Raw genomic sequence first — 18,089 nt, forward strand, 5'->3', positions numbered from 1 at the left:
ACCAAATTAAGTCCACTTTAGCCCAGTAGCAAGCCGGAAGCGGACAGGGAAGCCATGTCGCAACCAGAACCGCCGATTTCCCTTCCAGCTCGCGCCGCACGCCTGACCGCCAATGTCTCGCCCTTCCTGCTCGGCCTCGCCGGAATTGCCCTGCTCACAGTGATGGACGGCGTCGTGAAGGCGCTTTCGCCGCGCTACAGCGCCTTGCATCTCACCTTCCTGCGCTTCGCGGTGACGGCCGCGATGGGCGCCCTGCTCTTCCTCGCCCTGCGCGCGCCGCTGCCGGACCGCGGCGTCGTCACCGGCAATCTGCTGCGCGGGGTACTGGTCGTGCTGTCGACGCTCGGCTTCTTCTACGGGCTCGCCGTGCTGCCGCTGGCAGAGGTCTTCATCATCTCCTTCATCGCGCCGCTGCTGGTCGCGCTCATCGCGATCCCGCTGCTTGGCGAGCGGCCGAAGCCGCTGGTCTATGTCGCGCTGGCGCTCGGCTTCATCGGTGTCCTGGTGACGGCCGGCGGCTTCAGCCTCGCGACGATCGCGCCGGAGCGGGCTCTTGGAATTGCCGCTGTGCTCGGCTGCGCCGTGGCCTACGCGCTCTCCATCGTGCTGCTGCGCCAGAGGGCCAAGCGCGGCGACCCGCCCTTGACGATCGCGCTGTTCCAGTCGGCGATCCCCGCAGCCCTGCTTGCTCTGCCGGCCGCGCTGTTCTGGGCGCCGATCGCGCCTGCCGACTGGCCGGCCCTCATCCTGATTGGCGCGCTCGGCCTTGCCGGCCATGTCGCGCTGGCGCTCGCCTTCGCGCGGGGTGAGGCCAGCCGCCTGGTCGCGGTCGAATATACCGGGCTGATCTGGGCGATCCTGATCGGCCTCGTCTTCTTCGCGGAAATGCCGACGCCGCACTCCCTGCTTGGCGCCGCGCTCATCATCGGCGCCTGCTGGCTGCTCAGGCGCTAGGCCGGAAGGTTCAGCCGCCCGCCGGTCAGGGGCTGCGGCACGCCGGTCGTGCCGGGCAGGCTGAGGGCCAAGCCCTTCACCGAGCGGATCGCGAGATAGCCGAAGGTCTGCGCCTCGATGACGTCGCCGGCCCAGCCGGCCGCCTCGACCGGCTCGACCGGCACGCCGAGGCGTGCCTGCAGGCGGCGCATGAAGTGGCCGTTGAGGCGCCCGCCGCCGGTGACGAGCCAACGCCGCGGCGCCTTCGGCACATGCCGCAGCGCATCGACCACGCTCTCGACCGTGAAAGCCGCGAGCGTCGCCGCGCCATCGGCATCGGAAAGCGCTTCGACGACCTGCGCACGGCGATGGAAATCGTTGCGGTCCAGCGATTTGGGCGCCGGGCGGTCGAAATAGGGATTGACCATGAATTCGGCGACGAGGTCCTCGCGCACCGTCCCGCTAGCCGCCAGCACGCCATCGGCGTCATAGGTCTTGCCGAGGCGGCGCAGGACGAAATCGTCGAGGATCGCGCTGGCCGGGCCGGTATCGAAGGCGATCACCTCGTCACCATCGATATAGGTGACATTGCCGACCCCGCCGAGGTTGAGCACCATCACGGGCTGCTCCAGTCCCTGGGCCAGCGCACGGTGATAGAGCGGCGCGAAGGGCGCGCCTTCGCCGCCGGCCTCGACATCGGCATGGCGGAAACGGTCGACGGTCGGGATGCCGAGCGCGCGCGCCACGGCAGGCCCGTCCATCAGCTGGCGCGTGAAGCGGATTTCGGGGCGATGATAGACGGTCTGCCCGTGCAGGCCGACAAGATCGACGCTCTCCGGCTTGACCCCCTGCTCCGCCATGAATTGCCTGATGGCATCGAGATGGGCCGCAGTCACGGCCGCTTCCAGCTCCTGCAGCGGTTCCGTCACCGCGCGCTCGGCCTCGGCGATCAGCGCCTGCAGCGCGCGACGGGTTTCGGGCGGATAGGGATAAGAGGCACCGGCGCCGAAGCCGAGCTGCTCGCGGCCGTCGCTCTCGACGATCGAGACATCGATGCCATCCATCGAGGTCCCGCTGATCACGCCGATCGCCGTCAGCACCGGCTTATCGAGGTCACGCATCGCCGCTTCGCTCCCCTGCAACCTCGCGCGAAGCTGCCGCGAGGCTTGCACCGGCTCTAGGCGATCGGCTAAGCCTTGTCCAGATTGGTCCATAAGTGGTCCATATAGGATAAGAACCTGCGCGAGCGCCGGCCAAAGGCGCCGTCTCATCATCTGGAGGGGTGATCATGCAACATGTCGTGAAGCCAGGCTTCGGGCTGCGCCGCGCCTTGCGCTGCAGCGTCGCCGCGGCAGCCTTCGTCCTGCTCGCCGGCACCGCTTCGGCGCAGGTGCTCGAAGTCGCCGTCGAGGCCTCGCCCGCGGGGCTCGACCCGCATATCGTCACCGCCTTCGCCTCGTCGCAACTGGTGTTCGGCCCGATCTACGAGGGCCTCACCGCGCTCGACAAGGACCTCAACATCATCCCGGGGCTGGCCCAGTCCTGGACCGCTTCGGCCGACGGCAAGACGGTGATCTTCAAGCTGCGGCCCGGCGTCACCTTCCATGACGGCAAGCCGATGGAGGCTGAGGATGTCGCTTCGTCGCTGCGCCGCGTCCTGTCGAAGGATGTCGGCTCGCCGCTCGCCAGCCGCCTCTCCGCGATGGAGAGCGCGACCGCCATCGATGCGACGACGCTGGAGTTGAAGCTCAAGGAGCCCTCCGCGCCGCTGCTCGCCTCGCTCACCGGCATCGCCATCGTGCCGCGCGGGCTGGAGGGCAACAAGGACGCGTTGCAGCGTGCGCCCATCGGCACCGGTCCGTTCAAGTTCGAGGAATGGCAGCCGAACGGCTTCATCCGCCTCGCCAGGCATGCCGGCTACTGGAACGCCGCCGAGGTCAAGCTCGCGGGCGTGAAGTTCAACTTCGTGCCGGAAGCGGCGACCCGTCAGGTCGGTATCGGCAACGGCCAGTTCGCGCTCCTGCCGCATACCGATGCGGCGACCGCGCTCCAGCTCAAGGGCAAGCCGAACATTGCCATGCGAGAGACGACCGAACTCGCCTACACGCTGATCGGCATGAACACGTCGAAGCCGCCCTTCGACAACGCGAAGGTGCGCGAGGCCCTGAACTACGCGCTGAACCGCAAGGAGATCATCGATGCCGCGCTGTTCGGCAGCGGCACGCCGGCAGCTCCGCTCCCGGCCGTGCTGAAAGACTGGGCCGTCGATGTGAAGGACCTGCCCTGCTACGCCTATGATCCGGCCAAGGCGCAGGCCCTGCTCAAGGAGGCCGGCGTCGCGACCCCGGTTACGGTCAGCATGACCGTGCTGCCGCGCCAGGATATCCGCGACATCGCGCAGGTCGTGCAGCAGCAACTCGGCAAGGCTGGCTTCAAGGTCGAGCTGAAGAACCCCGAGCTCGGCCAGTTCGTGCAGGACTGGCGCAACTCGAATTTCGACCTCTTCGCCTCGACCAATGCCGGCAGCATCGAGCCGGACGATTATTTCTACCGCGCCTTCCGCACCGGCGGCTCGACCAACGTGTTCAAGTACAGCAACCCGGAGCTCGACGCGCTGCTCGACAAGGGCCGCGCGACGCTGGACAAGCCGGCGCGACAGGCTGCCTATCGCGACGCGCAGAAGATCCTGGGCTGCACGGGACCGGCAGCGCATATCGCCTATCCCACGCTGTTCAGCGCGGTGCGCGGCAATCTGCAGGGCTACGACATCTACGCCAACCGCTCGCTGGTCTCGCTCGGCCGCGCCAGCCTGCGCTGAGCTAGCAAAGGTCGAGGCATGCTCCGTCACCTGCTGCAGCGCGGCCTCGACCTCCTGATCGTGCTGTTCGGGATCTCCGTGATCGTCTTCCTGATGATCCGATTGATCCCGGGCGACGCGGTGGCGATCATGCTCGGCGCCAATACCGAGGTGACGCCGGAGCGCATCGCCGCGATGCGCGGCGCGCTCGGGCTCGACCGGCCCCTGCTGGAGCAATACTGGGTCTGGCTCAGCCAAGCCCTGCGCGGCGATTTCGGCACCTCGATCTGGACCGGGCGCCCGGTGATGCAGGAGATCGCGGCCCAGATCTGGCCGACGCTCCAGCTCACGTTGTTTTCGCTCGTGCTCGGCGCGGGGCTCGCGATCCCGGTCGGCTGCCTGATGGCGCATTGGCGCGGCGGCCGGGCCGATCTAGTCCTGCGTGTCGGTGCCATCGCCGGGCTCACCATCCCCTCCTTCTGGCTCGGCATCGTCATGCTGATGACAGTCGCGACGCTGGCGCCGAGCTTCGCCTCGCTCGGCTACGTCCCGTTCAGCGAGGACCCGCTCGGCAATCTCCAGCGACTGCTGCTGCCGGCGATCGCACTGGCACTGCCGATCCTGGCCAATCTCTCGCGGCTGGTGCGCACCGCCATGCTCGATGCGCTGGGCCAGGACTATATCCGCACCGCCCGCGCCAAGGGACTGGGCGAGCGCGCCGTGCTCTACCGGCATGCCTTGCGCAATGCACTGATCCCCTTCGTCACCAGTGTCGGCATCATGACCGGCTATCTCCTCGGCGGCGCGATCGTGGTCGAGCAGGTCTTCTCGATCCCCGGCCTCGGCCGCCTGATCCTCGGCGCCATCGCCGAGCGCAATTATCCACTGGTCCAGGCCACGATCCTCGTCGTCACGGTCGGCTTCGTGCTGGTCAACGCCCTCGTCGACTTCGCCTACGCGCTGATCGATCCTCGCTTGAGGACGGCCTGATGAGCCAGAGCCGCCGCATCGCCGTCGTCGCCGGCATCTTCGTCGTCCTGCAGATCGTGCTGGCGCTCGCAGCGCCCTGGGTAGCGCCCTATGACCCGCTGGCGCAGGACATCGTCGCCCGGATGAAGGGGCCGAGCCTCGCGCATTGGCTCGGCACCGACCATCTCGGCCGCGATATCCTCTCGCGCATCCTCTACGGCTACCGCACGGCGCTGGTCGCCTGCGGCATCGCGGTCGGGCTCGCGCTCGTGATCGGCGGCAGCCTCGGCCTGCTCGCCGCCTTCTACCGCGGCTGGTGGGACCGCATCATCATGCGGGCGATGGATATCCTCTTCGCTTTCCCGGTGATGTTATTGGCGATCGGCATCATCGCCATGCTCGGCCCGCGCACGGAAAGCGCCGCGATCGCCATCGCCGTGGTCTATGTGCCGATCTTCGCGCGCCTGATCCGGGGTCCCGCGATGGTGCTGGTCGAGAGCGATTTCGTCGCCGGCATCCGCTCGATCGGCGCGACCGATCTCAGGATCATGCTGCGCCATATCCTGCCCAATCTCGCCTCGGTCATCCTGGTGCAGAGTTCGCTGCTGCTCTCGGCCGCGATCCTGGTCGAGGCCTCGCTTTCCTTCCTCGGGCTCGGCACCCAGCCGCCGACGCCCTCGCTCGGTCTGATGCTGGCGGAAGGGCGCAATTTCGTGCTGCTTTCGCCCTGGAACGCGATCTTCGCCGGGCTCGGCATCCTCCTGCTCTCGCTCGGCTTCAACCTGCTCGGGGATGCCCTGCGCGACGAGCTCGATCCGCGGCTCAGGGGCCAGTCGTGATCATCCGCAGGGCGGTCACGGCCGATATCGCGCCGGCCGCCGCGCTGATGGCGCAGGCCTATGCCACGCATTTCCGGCCGATCATGGGCGATGCCGCGCTCGATTTCGACCAAGCGCATTTCGAAACGCGCTTCGCTCGCGAACTGGCTGACCTGACCGTCCTCGATGCGGACGGCGTGCGCGGCGTGCTGCTGGTCAAGGACGGGCATATCGCCATGCTCTTCGCCGCCGAGACCGGCCAAGGTCATGGCGCCGCGCTGCTGGCACATGCCGAGGCTCATGGCGCTCGATCGCTCGAAGTCTTCGCCACCAACGAAGGCGCGCGGCGTTTCTACGAGCGGGCGGGCTGGCAGGCGGTGCGCGACTACGAGCGCGAGTTCGCCGGCGCAACGCATCGCTTCCTGCGCTATGAGAAGCCGATGATTCCGGCACGGAGACAAGGCTGATGGACAAACTCCTGATCCGGGGCGGCCAGAGGCTGTCCGGCACGGTCGAGATCCGCGGCGCGAAGAATGCGGCGCTGCCGGCCTTTGCCGCGGCCCTGCTCTCGGACAAGCCGCTGACCCTGCGCAACTTGCCCGATGTCGTCGACGTCAAGACCATGCAGGCCTTGCTCGAAGGCTATGGCGTCGCCTTCTCCGGCCGCGCCGCCGATGCCTTGACGCTCGACGCCGCCAAAGCCGGGCCGCGCGAAACGAGCTACGACACCGTCCGCAAGATGCGCGCGACCATTCTCGTGCTCGGGCCGCTGGTGGCGCGCTTCGGCGAGGCGCGCGTCTCGCTGCCGGGCGGCTGCGCCATCGGCGCCCGGCCGGTCGACCTCCACATCAAGGCACTCGAAGCGCTCGGCGCCGAGATCGACGTAGCCGGCGGCTATATAGAGGCCAGGGCGCCGCGAGGCCTGAGCGGCGTGCGGATCGTCTTCCCGTTCTCCTCGGTCGGCGCGACCGAAACCGCGCTGCTGGCGGCAAGCCTCGCCAAGGGCGAGACCGAGATCGTCAACGCCGCCAAGGAGCCGGAGGTACTCGACCTCGCCCGTTGCCTCACGGCGATGGGCGTCAGGATCGAGGGCATCGGCAGCCACCGTCTGCTGGTCCAGGGCGCGCAGAGCCTGTCGCCCGCGACCCATCAGATCGTCGCCGACCGGATCGAGGCCGGCACCTATGCGGTCGCTGCTGCGATCACCGGCGGAGAGCTGGAGCTGGTCGGCGCGCGGCTCGAACATCTCGCCGCCGTCGGCGAGGCGCTGGAAGCGGCCGGCGTCCGGCTCTGGCCGAGCGACCGCGGCCTGATGGTGACGCGCCCCGGCCGGCTCACCGGCATCGACATCATGACCCAGGCCTATCCCGGCTTCTCGACCGATCTGCAGGCGCAGTTCATGGCGCTGATGAGCGTCGCGGACGGCACCTCGCTGATCCGCGAGACGGTGTTCGAGAACCGCTTCATGCATGTGCCGGAACTGGTCCGGCTCGGCGCCGACATCACGCTGAAGGGCACCAGCGCGACCGTGCGCGGCGTCACCAAGCTGAAGGCGGCGCCGGTGATGGCGACCGACCTGCGCGCATCAGTCAGCCTCGTGCTGGCCGGGCTCGTCGCCGAGGGCGAGACCGTGGTCAGCCGCATCTACCATCTCGACCGTGGCTATGAGGCGCTCGACCGCAAGCTCAAGCGCTGCGGCGCCGATATCGAGCGGGTACCAGCATGAGCGTGCCAGCCGATCTCTATCTCGGCGTCGATGGCGGCGGCACCGGCTGCCGCTGCCGTCTCGAAACCGCAACCGGCGAAGTGCTGGGCTCCGGCATTGCCGGCCCGGCCTCGCTCCGGCTCGGGCTCGAAACCTCACTCGCCGCCGTGATGCAGGCTGCGCGCGGCGCGATCGCCGAGGCCGACCTCACCGAGGTCGACTTCGCACGCGTCCATGCCGGCATCTGCCTTGCCGGCATCGGGCGCAAGGGCATGCAGGAGGCGCTCGCCGCCTGGGAGACACCCTTCGCTGAAACCGTCTTCGAGAGCGACGGCCTGGCCGCCTGCCTCGGCGCGCATGCCGGCGAGGACGGCGGCATCGTCATCATCGGCACCGGCTCGATCGGGCTCGCCCGGGTGAATGGCGAGGAAATCCGCATCGGCGGCTACGGCTTTCCGATCGGCGACGAGGGCAGCGGCGCCGATCTTGGCCTCGCCGCCATCCGCGTCTCGCTGCGCGCTCATGACGGGCGCGAGCCGGCGACGCGCTTCACTGGGGATGTGCTGGCGCGCTTCGAGGCCGATCCCTTCGAGGTCATCGCCTGGATGGACAAGGCCCATGCCACCGACTACGCGACGCTGGCGCCGCTGGTGCTGCGCCATGCCGATCTCGGCGATTCCCATGCCCGCATGATCATGCAGAACGCCGCCGCGATGATCGACGCGATGGTGCGTACGTTGTTCGAGCGCGGCGTGCCGCGCGTAGCGCTGATCGGCGGCCTATCCTCGGCAATGGAGGCCTGGCTTGCGCCCGATGTCCGGCGCCGGCTGTCGCATGTGAAGAACGACGCGATCGCCGGGGCGCTCTCGCTGGTTCGGCCGAAGGCCTAGGACGCGGCGCCAGCTCCTTCGGGGACGATGTCGCGCCAGCCGTGATGCAGGGCGCGGCTCTCCCTATCGAAGGCGAAGTAGCAACCGCCGCCAGCGATGGGCTGACCGTGTCGGCGCGAGATCGGCTCGCCACGGAGGTCGCTGAGCAGCAGCGTGCCGACGCCGCCATGCGCGAAGATCACGAGATCGCCCGTGCCGCTTCGCGCCGCGATGCAGGCGGCGACGCCAGCCTTGATACGCGCCTGCGCATCCCGCGCCGTCTCCCAGCCGAGAACGCTGGTATCCGGCTCCCCGAAAAACTGGTCGACGATCTCCCAGAAGCGCGGCGGCGCGACATAGCCGGTAGCCGAGCGGTCGTTCTCGCGCAGGTCTTCGTGTGTGGTGAAGGGTAGGCCACGAGCGCGCTGCAAGGCTGCGGCACAATCCATCGCCTTGCGCTCGTCGCTGGTGAAGACGTCCGTTACACCAGCCAACTCCGGCCTCTGGCAAAAGGCTTCGACGCGCTTCCAGCCGACGGGCGACAAGCCCCAATCCGGCACTGGGACCTGCGGATCGACGATGACTTCAGGATGGGTGACGAAATAGACGATCGCCATGATATTAGAACCGCTTCTCATTTGCGTGAGCAAGCTCACAGGCCAGACGGGCGGCACAACCGGGCACATCGACCAGCATCTCGTCCAGCGCGACCGGCGGCGCCACCAGCGCCCGGAAGCGCTGGGCGATCAGCGGTGAGAGCGTCGCGGCGCGGCCGCAGAGGACGACCGGCTTGGAGCCGGCGCGCGCTCTCAGTGCCAGCGCGAGCCGTGCCAGCTCCTCGCCAGCTTGCGTGAAGATGTCGAGGGCCATCGGATCGCCTGCTTCCGCCGCCACGGCAACCGAACGCGCCAGCAGGCCGAGGCTGCCGCGATCGCCGCCATAGACATGGGTGCGCACGGCATCCCATGAGCCTCCACCCAGCGCCTGCGCGAGCGCATACCCAAGCGCGCTGTCCCAGCCCGAACCGGAAGCCTCGTCCTCGCGGCGCAGCAAACGGCACAGGGCCTCGGCCGCGATCCAGGCAGCAGAACCGCCATCGTCGATCAGCACGCCGCGCCCGCCGGCCCGGATGATCTCGCCCTCGGCGCTGAGATGATAACCGATCGAGCCCGTGCCGGAATAGACGATGATGCCCTCACCGGGCTCAAAGCGGGCGCGATAGCCCAGCCACATGTCGTCGACCACGAGGATCTTGTCCTCAGGGCATCCGAACGCCGTCGCCAGGATTTCGGAGAACACGGCCCGGACGATGCTTTCCGGCCCGAGGCCGGTCACGCCCGCGACGATAGCCGCCGGCCTGCCAATGCCATTGAGATCGGCCGCTAGCCTTGTGAAGATGCCCGCGACCCTGTCACGCTCGGTTTGCGTGAAGACATGGCCGGTCATCGGCTCCAATTCGCCGCGCGCAACGACCGCGCCCGAGGGAGCGGAGAGGCACCAGCGCGAGCCGGTTCCGCCCGTCTCGATGCCGAGCCCGAAATCGTCCTCAGGCACCGGCATGACGAACAAAGCGGCGGGTGATCTCGCGGGGATTGGTGATCGCCGTGCCGACGACGACGGCATGCGCGCCGGCCGTGAACGCGCGCTCCAGTTGCTCCGGCTGCTCGAAGCGCCCTTCGGCGATGATCGGCACGGAAACGGCCTTCGCGAGGGCCTCGATCAGGGCGATGTCGGGACCGAGCGCCTTCCGCCCTTCCGTCTCCGGCGTATAGCCGGAGAGCGTCGTCGCGATATAGCTCGCGCCCAGCGTAGCCGCCCGCACGCCATCCTCCAGCGTCGCACAATCCGCGAAGACCGGCTTGCCCAGCTCATCGCGAATGCGGGCGATCAACCGCTCCAGCGGTTCGCCGTCGCGCGCCCTCGCGGTGGCATCCACCGCGATGATGTCGGCGCCGGCAACGGAGATCGCTGCGGCGCTGGCGAAATCCGGCGTGATATAGACCGGGAACCGGTCGTCCCAGCGCTTGAGGATGCCGATGATCGGCAGGCGGCTCACGGCACGGATCGCGGCGATATCGGCCGGACCGTTGGCGCGAAAGGCGAGCGCCCCGCCCTGCTCGGCCGCCTGCGCCATCGCCGCCATGAAGGCGGGCCCGTGCAGGGGATTGTCGGCCCGCGCCTGACAGGAGACGGCAAGGCTGCGGCGGGGGATCAAGGCTTCGACCGTCACTTCACCGCTCCGGCGGTCATGCCGCGGATGAACTGCCTGGACATCAGGATGTAGACGATGGTCAGCGGCAGCGCGGCGATGGTGAGGCCCGCGAAGAGCATGCCCCAGTCGGTGGTGTATTCGCCCATGAAAACCGAGAGGCCCTGCGGCAGCGTCTTGCGGGCGTCGGTCTGGATGAAGACCAGTGGGAAGAAGAAGTCGTTCCAGGTCGGGACCGCGTTCTGGATCGCCGCGATCACCATCGGCGGGATCGAGAGCGGCAGCATGATCGAGAGCATGATGCGGGGCTCGGAGGCACCGTCGATGCGCGCGGCCTCCTCCAGCTCGACCGGCAGCGTGCGCAGGAACCCGGTCATGATGAAGATGGTCGAGGGCAGGCCCATCGCCGTGTAAATCAGGATCAGGCCGAGCCGGGTGTCGAGCAATCCGAAGTCGCGCATCTGCAGGAAGAGCGGGATCACCGCGAGCTTCAGCGGCAGCATCAGCCCGGCCAGGAAGAACATGAAGATCGCCGAATTGCCAGGGAAGCTGTAGCGCGCCAACCCATAGGCTCCCATCGTACCGAAGAGCAGCGTCAGCAGGATCGACGTCCCGGTGATGATGACCGAGTTGACGAAATAGCTGGGAAGACTGGTCTCGCCCCAGATCCGTGCGAAATTCTCGACATAGGCGAAATCCGGCACGGCGAAGGGCGCATCGAAGATTTCCGGCGTCGTCTTGAAGGCCGAGAAGACCATGATGACGATCGGATAGAGCATCAGCACGGAATTGCCGATCAGGAGCGCGGCAGCGATCAGGCTCCCAGTGCTGCTGCGCGGAAAGAGCGGGTCGTTGCTGGCGGCACGGAACATCACAGCGCGACCTCCCGCCGGCGCAGGTATTGGGTGATGACCGTCGCGACCACCGCGATGAACATGAACATCAGCACGGCCAGCGCATTGCCGTGCCCGAAATCCTGCAGCCCGGCGGTCTGGTTGCCGAAAGCGGTGCGGTAGAAATACAGGCCGAGAACGTCGGTCGAGCCATAGGGCGAGCCGTCCAGCCCCGCCATGATATAGGGCAGCTCGAACCAGTTGAAGGCGCCGATGAAGAGCAGCGTCAGCGTGATCGTGGTCGAGGGCGTCACCAGCGGCCAGACCACGCGGGTCAGCATCTGCCAGCCATTGCAGCCGTCGAGCTTGGCGGCTTCGAGGATCTCGCGCGGGATGCGCTGCATGCCGGCGAGATAGACCAGCGCCGGAAAGCCGATCCAGTGCCAGGCATTCGCGAGCACGAGCGCCGGCAGCGCCGTCGTCTCCTGTCCGAGCCAGGGCTGGCGCAGTTGGCCCAGCCCGATCATCTCGAGCAGCTGGTTCACCAGCCCGAAATTCGGATCGAGGAACAGCTTCCACAGGAAGCCGACCAGCACGGTCGAGAGGATCACCGGCATGAAGATCGCGATGCGGTGGAAGCGAAAGCCGAAGGGCTCGCGATAGATGAACCAGGCGAGCAGGAAGCCGACGCTGTTCTGCACGACGAAGAGCGAAAAGAAGACGAAGAGGTTGTGGCGGAAGGCGCGCCAGGTCATCGCCGCGAAATGATCGCCGAACAGCACGTCGGCGAAGTTCTTCAGGCCGACGAACTCGCCCTGCGCCATGCCGTCCCAGCGATAGAAGGCGGCGCTCAGGGCCGAGAGCAGCGGCCAGACCACGAAGGTCAGCATGATCGCGAGCGGCGGCAGGATCAGGAAGGCGATCCAGGCCGCACGCCTGCGCTTCTCGCGATTTCGGTAATCCGTCTGCATCGGCTCTGGCCCTCGGGATGCGCCGGCGAGGCGAACTGCGGCTGCACGAAGCCAGCGCTCACGGCAACAGGGGCCGTGAGCGTCAGGCGAGCGCCGCCGCTGTCGCGCTTACTTCTTGAAGGGTGCGTAGTAGGTCGCGATGCCCTTGGTGATCTCGGCGCCGATTTCCGCCGGCGTCGCCTTGCCGGCGAGCATCTTCTGCACGCCCGACTGCAGCAGCACCGAGCCGGTCGGCTCCTGATAGCGGAAATTGACCAGCATGATGTAGGACATCGCGCTCTGGTTCAGCGCCGCGACCTCCTTCAACAGCGGGTTCTCGAAAGCCACGCCCTTGATCGGTGAGATGTTCTGCAGGTCGTTCGAGAAGGCCGTGCCGAATTCGGACGTGCCGAGGAAGCGCAGGAACTTCAGCGCCGCGTCCTTGTTCTTCGACGCCGCGTTGATCGCGAAGCCGCCGTCATAGTAAAGCGCGACCAGCCGCGGATCGCCGGCCTTGGCAACCGGCGACGGGAAGAGACCGAGCTTCAGCTTGGGGTTCTGGCGCAGGAAATTGGCGATCTCGAAGGAGCCGCCCGCGAACATCGCCGCCCGGCCGGCCGCGAAGAGCTGCTGCGACGCCGCATAATCGACGCCCGAGAAGTTCGGCGCGAAATAATCCTTGATCTCGTTGAGCTTGGTCAGCGCGCCGACGAAGCGGGCATCGGTGAAATCGGCCTTTCCGGCGAGCACGTCCTGCTCGAACTGCTTGCCGATCTGCGAGGAGAGCAGCGCGCCGACGATGGTCTCGTTCTGCCAGGCCGTCGCCGTGCCGTTGCCGAAGGGATTGATACCCTTTTCCTTCAGCGTCTTGGAGACGCTGACGAGCTCGTCCCAGGTGTCCGGCGGGGTCACGCCGGCCTTCTCGAACAGCTCCTTGTTGTAGATGATCAGCATGGTCTGCGATGCCAGCGGCACCGCGTAGAGCTTGCCGTCGGCCCGCATCGTCTCGGCCGCGATCGCCGAATCCGGGAAGTTCGCGAATTCCGGGATCATCGTCTTGTCGAGCGGCACGAGATAGTCGGGCTTGCCGACGCCGAGCGTGCCATAGGCGCGCACCTGGACAATGTCCGGCCCCGTGCCACCGGCGAGCGCCGTCGACAGCACGGTGTTGTAGTTCGCGGCCTCGAAGGCCTCGAACTTCACGTTGATGTCGGGATGCTGCTTGCGGAACGCGGCGATGAACTTGGCATAGGCCGCCTTGTCCTCCTGGCGCCAGCTCCACAGGGTGAGGTCCTGGGTCTGCGCTCGTGCCGGCGCGGCGAAAGCCGTCGCAGCCGCGAACAGCGTGAGCGCCAGCTTTCCGAACGTCCGCCTGACGATGGATTTGGTCTGAATTCCCGCCAACATTGTCATTCTCCCTCGTTGTCCTGATCGTCTTATGACGACTTTTCGATCTCGGTGTCGCTCAGCTTCGGTCTCACGACCAGAGCGGTGGCATCGTCATGGATCTTGACGCGCCTGTAGCGCTCAGCCTCCGGATCAGCGCCTTCCAGCTGGCGCAATTCGGCGATGGCTCCGGCCGCACCCGCGCGCGCCACCGCGTCCATCAGCCCGGCCTCGTCGTGATGCGCGATGACATCGACGAGGCGCATGAAGCCGTCGGAAGCAAGCAGCACGGTCGCTTCCGACGAGACCTCAGTCGAGAACAGACGCAGGCCCGCCGTCCAGCTCAGACCGGGATTGGCGGCCCAATAGCCACCCGGCCGGTTGAGCGAACGCCGGTTGCGCAGGACCTGCGCCAACGCAGCGGCGGGGATGACCTCGCCGGGGCGGTGCCCGTCCGCGGTCGCGGCCGCGATGGTCAGGGCCTCGAAAGGACCGGAAGAAGGATCGGTCCAGCGCTCGAGCCGGTCGCCGTCCCGGATCAGGATCGAGACATCGCCGATCACCGCGCCGTCGATGCGGCAGCGACCGCCCTCGCGCCGCAGCCGGACCAGGCCGAACACGGCGGAGGGCCCCTCGCCGGGCTCGCGTTCCGGATGCCCCTGCCCGAGCGCGGCATAATCCTGTTGCAACTGCCGTTCGAGCCCCTCGGCCCAGACGGGAAAGGGCACGCTATCGGGAGGGCTTGCACGCAATGCCTGATCGATCCGCCGGACGAACCAGGCTCCCTCGGATTCACCGGCGGTCCGGGCCGCGCCATTGAAGAACGCCGAACCGTCGACGATCCAGGCGCAGGAACCGGCTACGCCGGCCATATCCTCGTTATAGGCGGCGCTGCCTTGTTCGCTGGCCTGCGAGAGCACGCGCCAGCCAGGGCCGGCCTCATGGGCAACCGGCGCGCGGCGATCGACCGATAGTGAAGCGCATCCCTCGCCCTGCACCGTCCCGGATGCTCCTGATCTGCCAAGCCTGACGCGAGCCGCGCCCTTGACCTAGACCAATATAGAACCAGTTCAGCCGGCACAAGTCGGAATCTGGCGGAGCGGCGAGAGGGTGGCGATGATGCGGACCCCTGCGGCGGTTCAGCTCCGTTCAAGCCCCCGGTACCGCGCGAAGACGTTCTGCCGCCCGGTCGAGAAGATCGTCACCTCATAAATGTCCGGTGCCTGACCCCGGACCTCCATGCCGGGCGAGCCGACAGGCATGCCAGCGACCGCGAGCCCGATCGCCTTGGGGCGCTCGGCCAGCAGGCGCTTGATCGCCTCGGCCGGCACATGGCCCTCGACGACATAGCCGCCGACCTGCGCGGTGTGGCAGGAGGCGAGCGCATCGGGCACGCCGAGCTTCGTCTTGAGCGGCGCGACATCGTCGATCTCGATCACCTCGACGGGGAAGCCCGCAGCCTTCACATGCGTGACCCAGGCTCCGCAGCACCCGCAATTCGGGTCGCGCGTGACGGTCATCTTCGGCAAGGCCTCGGCAGCGGTCGCCGGGCGCCACAGCATCAAGCCGGCTGCCATCTGGGCCGTGCCGAGCATCAAGGCGCGGCGCGTTGGCGAAAATCCGTGCGTCACGACGTTTCTCTCCATCTTCACACTCATATCTACGCCGTCCGCAATCGGGCGGTGCGAGCCGATCACACAGGACCGGCCCACATGGCGTCAACCGGCCGTCAAAGGTCGGGCGTATAGCCCGCCGCGGTCACGGCAGCCTTGATCGCTTCATGGTCGGCCGAGCCCAGAACGCTCACGCGTTTACTGTCGGGATCAGCGGTCACCGACGTTCCCGGCACGCGGGCTTCGATGGCGCCCTTGATCCGACCGGCACAGTGGCCGCAGGTCATGTCCTCGACCTGGAAGGCCACGGCATTTTCGGCCGGTGCGGCCGCCTCGGTTCCCGGCTTCGCATGCTGTTGGCAGGAGCACATCTGCATCATCCTTTCGATCTGGCGATGACAGGAGCCTGCGCCTTCCCATCGTAGGAAGGTCAAGCGGCATTTTACGGAGGGCCGCGATCGCCGTTCGAAGGGCCCGGGCTGCACCGGCCCTTGCTGCAGACGATGGTGATGATCTTGTGGGAGGTACCCAGGCAATTGGCGCGATAGGCGACAAGATCGCCTTGCTGCAGCACCGTCTCGATCCGGGGCGCGGCGCAACCGCTGTCGAGCAGGGCCTTCTGCAGGTCGGCATCGGAAGCCAGAGCGGCCGGGCTTGCCACGACGGCTCCGACGAGGATCGCCGCATCGAGATCAAAGCGGGTGCGCCGAGGCCACCCGCCTTTCTTGGATATCGTCACTTCGCCTTCTGGAGCTTGATCACAGTGATCTGGCCATTGACGCGGTCGGCGTCGAACTTGACCTTGGTTCCGGCCTTCAGCCCCTTCAGCATCTCAGGCTCGCCGGCTTTGAACACCATGGTCATGGCGTCCATGTCGAGATTCTTGATCGGGCCGTGGTTGATCGTGAGCTTGCCCTGGGCCTCATCGACCTTGGTGACGGTGCCGCTGACCGACTGCGCGGCGGCCGGCAGCGCGGCGATCAGGAAGGCAAGGGTGGCAGCGGTCTTCAGCATGGCAGGCTCCTTTCGCTGAATTCGTTCACTTGACGATGATCTTGCCGGTCATGCCGGCCTCGCGGTGGCCGGGGATGAGGCAGGAGAAATCGAACTCCCCTGCCTTGGTGAAGGCCCAGACGATCTCGCCGGTCTTCTTCGGCGCAAGCCGCCTGGCATTCGGATCGTCATGCTCCATGTCGGGGTTCTTCTGCATCTCGACGGCGTGCTTGAGGTTCTCCTCCAGCGTCGCCAGCACCAGCTCATGGTCGAGCTCGCCATTGTTGCGCAGCTGGAAGCGGATCTGCTCGCCGCGGCGGATCTCCAGCCGGTCCGGGATGAAGGCCATCTTGCCGTCGCGCTCGCTCATCACGACCTGGATGATGCGGGCCGGTTTCTTCGGATCGCCCGCCTTGCCATAGGCAGTCTCCCCGCCATGGCCATGGCCGGCACCGCCGGGGCCTGCGAGTGCCGCACCCGCTGAAAGAAGGACCGCGATTGCGGCAAGCTTGAAGGCTGCTGTGCTCATCTGCCTCTCCTGATCGTGGGCATGCATGTCAGTGGTTGGAATGCGGGCTCTTGGCGGCGGGACGTGGCTTGCCGTCCGGCCCGAGGCTCGGCTTGCGCGGGTCCCTGGCGCGCCATTCGGCCGCCTTCACGCCGCCCTCAGGCGATGCCGCGCGCGGCGCCTCGCCGAGCTTCGTACCCTTGAGCTCGTAGGCGACGGTTCCCTCGGGATGCTTGAACCAGCCGGGGTCCTTGTAGTCGTTCTTCGCCAGCCCCTCGCGGACCTTCACCACCGAGAACATGCCGCCCATCTCGACCGGGCCGAACTGGGCATGACCGCTCATCATCGGCAGGGTGTTCTCGGGCAGGGGCATCTCCATCGAGCCCATCTCGCCCATGCCGTTCGAGCCCATCGGCATGTAGCCCGGCGCGATCTTCGCGATACGCTTCGCCAGGTCCTTCTTGTTCACACCGATATAGTTCTTCACCGAATGCCCCATGGCATTCATCGTGTGATGCGACTTGTGGCAGTGGATCGCCCAGTCGCCGGGCTCGTCGGCGACGAAATCGAAGGCACGCATCTGACCGACGGCGACGTCGATCGAGACCTCGTCCCAGGTCGCAGCCGGGTCGACCCAGCCGCCATCGGTGCACGAGACCTTGAACTCGTAGCCATGCATATGGATCGGGTGGTTGGTCATGGTCAGGTTGCCGAAGCGGATGCGGACCTTGTCGTTCTTGCCGACGACGAAGGGGTCGAGCCCCGGGAACACGCGGCTGTTCCAGCACCACATGTTGAACTCGGTCATCTCGGCGACGCGCGGCACATAGGAGCCGGGCTCGATGTCGAAGGCGTTGAGCAGGAAGACGAAATCGCGATCGACGCGGCGGAAGGCCGGGTCTTTGGGATGGACGACGAAGAAGCCCATCATGCCCATCGCCATCTGGACCATCTCGTCCGAATGCGGGTGGTACATGAAGGTGCCGGAGCGCCGCAGCAGGAACTCGTAGACGAAGGTCTTGCCGGGCGGGATATGCGGCTGCGTCAGCCCGCCGACACCGTCCATGCCGTTGGGCAGGCGCTGGCCGTGCCAGTGCACCGCCGTGTTCTCCGGCAGCTTGTTGGTGACGTAGATGCGGACCTTGTCGCCCTCGACCGCCTCGATGGTCGGCCCCGGCGACTGGCCGTTATAGCCCCAGAGATAGGCTTTCATGCCGGGCGCCAGCTCCCGCACCACCGGCTCGGCGACGAGATGGAACTCCTTCCAGTCGCCGTTCATCCGCCAGGGCAGCGACCAGCCGTTGAGGGTCGCGACCGGCTGGTAGTCCGGCCCGGTCGTCGGCACGAGCGGCGCCTGCGTCGTTGCCTCCGTCATGGTCGGCGCCTCCGGAACGGCGGCGAAGGCGGTGCGGCCTGAGACGGCCGCTGCCCCGGCGAGCACGAGCCCGGATGAGCCGATGAAGCCTCTGCGCGATAACATGGTCATTGTTGCGCTCCTTCCGCTCG

General features: G+C 67.1%; 21 protein-coding genes. 7 read left to right on the forward strand and 14 right to left on the reverse strand.

What is annotated here, in order from left to right:
- The first annotated feature begins 54 nt into the window (after positions 1–54).
- Positions 55–954 carry a DMT family transporter gene (locus NUV79_RS09115; protein WP_257732760.1) on the forward strand — a complete coding sequence of 300 codons (900 nt, stop codon included), beginning with the start codon at positions 55–57 and terminating at the stop codon, positions 952–954.
- Here the strand turns inward: NUV79_RS09115 and NUV79_RS09120 are convergent.
- Positions 951–2,054: an anhydro-N-acetylmuramic acid kinase gene (locus NUV79_RS09120; RefSeq protein WP_257732761.1), complete on the reverse strand. Its 1,104-nt coding sequence runs from the start codon at positions 2,052–2,054 to the stop codon at positions 951–953. The two genes, NUV79_RS09115 and NUV79_RS09120, sit on opposite strands and share 4 nt — an antisense overlap.
- A gap of 167 nt (positions 2,055–2,221) precedes the next feature.
- Here NUV79_RS09120 and NUV79_RS09125 point away from each other — a divergent pair, with 167 nt between their 5' ends.
- Genes NUV79_RS09125 through NUV79_RS09150 form a run of 6 tightly spaced genes read left to right on the forward strand, consistent with a single transcriptional unit; the run spans position 2,222 to position 8,112 of the window.
- Positions 2,222–3,751: an ABC transporter substrate-binding protein gene (locus tag NUV79_RS09125; RefSeq protein ID WP_257732762.1), complete on the forward strand. Its 1,530-nt coding sequence runs from the start codon at positions 2,222–2,224 to the stop codon at positions 3,749–3,751.
- A gap of 18 nt (positions 3,752–3,769) precedes the next feature.
- Positions 3,770–4,720 (forward strand): ABC transporter permease, encoded by a 951-nt coding sequence (locus NUV79_RS09130; protein WP_257732763.1) that lies wholly within the window; start codon positions 3,770–3,772, stop codon positions 4,718–4,720.
- Positions 4,720–5,538 (forward strand): ABC transporter permease, encoded by an 819-nt coding sequence (locus NUV79_RS09135; RefSeq protein WP_257732764.1) that lies wholly within the window; start codon positions 4,720–4,722, stop codon positions 5,536–5,538. Before NUV79_RS09130 ends, NUV79_RS09135 begins: the two co-directional genes overlap by 1 nt.
- Positions 5,535–5,984, forward strand: a complete 450-nt coding sequence (locus NUV79_RS09140; RefSeq protein ID WP_257732765.1) for a GNAT family N-acetyltransferase — start codon at positions 5,535–5,537, stop codon at positions 5,982–5,984. Before NUV79_RS09135 ends, NUV79_RS09140 begins: the two co-directional genes overlap by 4 nt.
- Positions 5,984–7,243, forward strand: coding sequence for a UDP-N-acetylglucosamine 1-carboxyvinyltransferase (gene murA, locus NUV79_RS09145; protein ID WP_257732766.1), 1,260 nt, complete (start codon positions 5,984–5,986; stop codon positions 7,241–7,243). Before NUV79_RS09140 ends, murA begins: the two co-directional genes overlap by 1 nt.
- On the forward strand, positions 7,240–8,112 hold the full coding sequence (locus tag NUV79_RS09150; RefSeq protein ID WP_257732767.1) for a glucosamine kinase nucleotide-binding domain-containing protein: 873 nt from the start codon (positions 7,240–7,242) through the stop codon (positions 8,110–8,112). Before murA ends, NUV79_RS09150 begins: the two co-directional genes overlap by 4 nt.
- Here NUV79_RS09150 and NUV79_RS09155 read toward each other — a convergent pair.
- From NUV79_RS09155 to NUV79_RS09215, 13 genes are all read right to left on the reverse strand, one after another.
- The gene (locus NUV79_RS09155; protein WP_257732768.1) at positions 8,109–8,708 is read right to left on the reverse strand and encodes a histidine phosphatase family protein; all 600 of its coding nucleotides are present in this window, start codon (positions 8,706–8,708) and stop codon (positions 8,109–8,111) included. The genes NUV79_RS09150 and NUV79_RS09155 overlap by 4 nt on opposite strands.
- 4 nt (positions 8,709–8,712) lie before the next feature.
- Positions 8,713–9,651, reverse strand: a complete 939-nt coding sequence (locus tag NUV79_RS09160) for an N-acetylglucosamine kinase (RefSeq protein ID WP_257732769.1) — start codon at positions 9,649–9,651, stop codon at positions 8,713–8,715.
- Positions 9,638–10,321: an N-acetylmannosamine-6-phosphate 2-epimerase gene (locus NUV79_RS09165; RefSeq protein ID WP_257732770.1), complete on the reverse strand. Its 684-nt coding sequence runs from the start codon at positions 10,319–10,321 to the stop codon at positions 9,638–9,640. The genes NUV79_RS09160 and NUV79_RS09165 overlap by 14 nt, the downstream gene beginning before the upstream one ends.
- Positions 10,318–11,172, reverse strand: a complete 855-nt coding sequence (locus NUV79_RS09170) for a carbohydrate ABC transporter permease (protein WP_257732771.1) — start codon at positions 11,170–11,172, stop codon at positions 10,318–10,320. Before NUV79_RS09170 ends, NUV79_RS09165 begins: the two co-directional genes overlap by 4 nt.
- A complete protein-coding gene (locus tag NUV79_RS09175) occupies positions 11,172–12,104 on the reverse strand; it encodes a carbohydrate ABC transporter permease (protein WP_257732772.1) in 933 nt (310 codons plus the stop codon). Before NUV79_RS09175 ends, NUV79_RS09170 begins: the two co-directional genes overlap by 1 nt.
- Positions 12,105–12,212: 108 nt before the next feature.
- Positions 12,213–13,490, reverse strand: coding sequence for an extracellular solute-binding protein (locus NUV79_RS09180; protein ID WP_257732773.1), 1,278 nt, complete (start codon positions 13,488–13,490; stop codon positions 12,213–12,215).
- 29 nt (positions 13,491–13,519) lie between these two features.
- Positions 13,520–14,467, reverse strand: coding sequence for a hypothetical protein (locus NUV79_RS09185; protein ID WP_257732774.1), 948 nt, complete (start codon positions 14,465–14,467; stop codon positions 13,520–13,522).
- A gap of 141 nt (positions 14,468–14,608) precedes the next feature.
- The gene (locus tag NUV79_RS09190; RefSeq protein WP_374679069.1) at positions 14,609–15,115 is read right to left on the reverse strand and encodes a DUF411 domain-containing protein; all 507 of its coding nucleotides are present in this window, start codon (positions 15,113–15,115) and stop codon (positions 14,609–14,611) included.
- 83 nt (positions 15,116–15,198) lie between these two features.
- Positions 15,199–15,459: a heavy-metal-associated domain-containing protein gene (locus tag NUV79_RS09195; protein ID WP_257732775.1), complete on the reverse strand. Its 261-nt coding sequence runs from the start codon at positions 15,457–15,459 to the stop codon at positions 15,199–15,201.
- 65 nt (positions 15,460–15,524) lie between these two features.
- Positions 15,525–15,821: a hypothetical protein gene (locus NUV79_RS09200; RefSeq protein WP_257732776.1), complete on the reverse strand. Its 297-nt coding sequence runs from the start codon at positions 15,819–15,821 to the stop codon at positions 15,525–15,527.
- A complete protein-coding gene (locus NUV79_RS09205; RefSeq protein ID WP_257732777.1) occupies positions 15,818–16,096 on the reverse strand; it encodes a copper-binding protein in 279 nt (92 codons plus the stop codon). The genes NUV79_RS09200 and NUV79_RS09205 overlap by 4 nt, the downstream gene beginning before the upstream one ends.
- A 25-nt stretch (positions 16,097–16,121) precedes the next feature.
- On the reverse strand, positions 16,122–16,604 hold the full coding sequence (locus tag NUV79_RS09210; RefSeq protein ID WP_257732778.1) for a cupredoxin domain-containing protein: 483 nt from the start codon (positions 16,602–16,604) through the stop codon (positions 16,122–16,124).
- A gap of 28 nt (positions 16,605–16,632) precedes the next feature.
- Positions 16,633–18,069, reverse strand: a complete 1,437-nt coding sequence (locus NUV79_RS09215) for a multicopper oxidase family protein (protein ID WP_257732779.1) — start codon at positions 18,067–18,069, stop codon at positions 16,633–16,635.
- Between the last annotated feature and the right edge of the window lie 20 nt (positions 18,070–18,089).

The organism is Allobosea sp. 47.2.35 (assembly GCF_024655635.1).
In the GTDB taxonomy this organism is placed as follows: Bacteria; Pseudomonadota; Alphaproteobacteria; order Rhizobiales; family Beijerinckiaceae; genus Allobosea.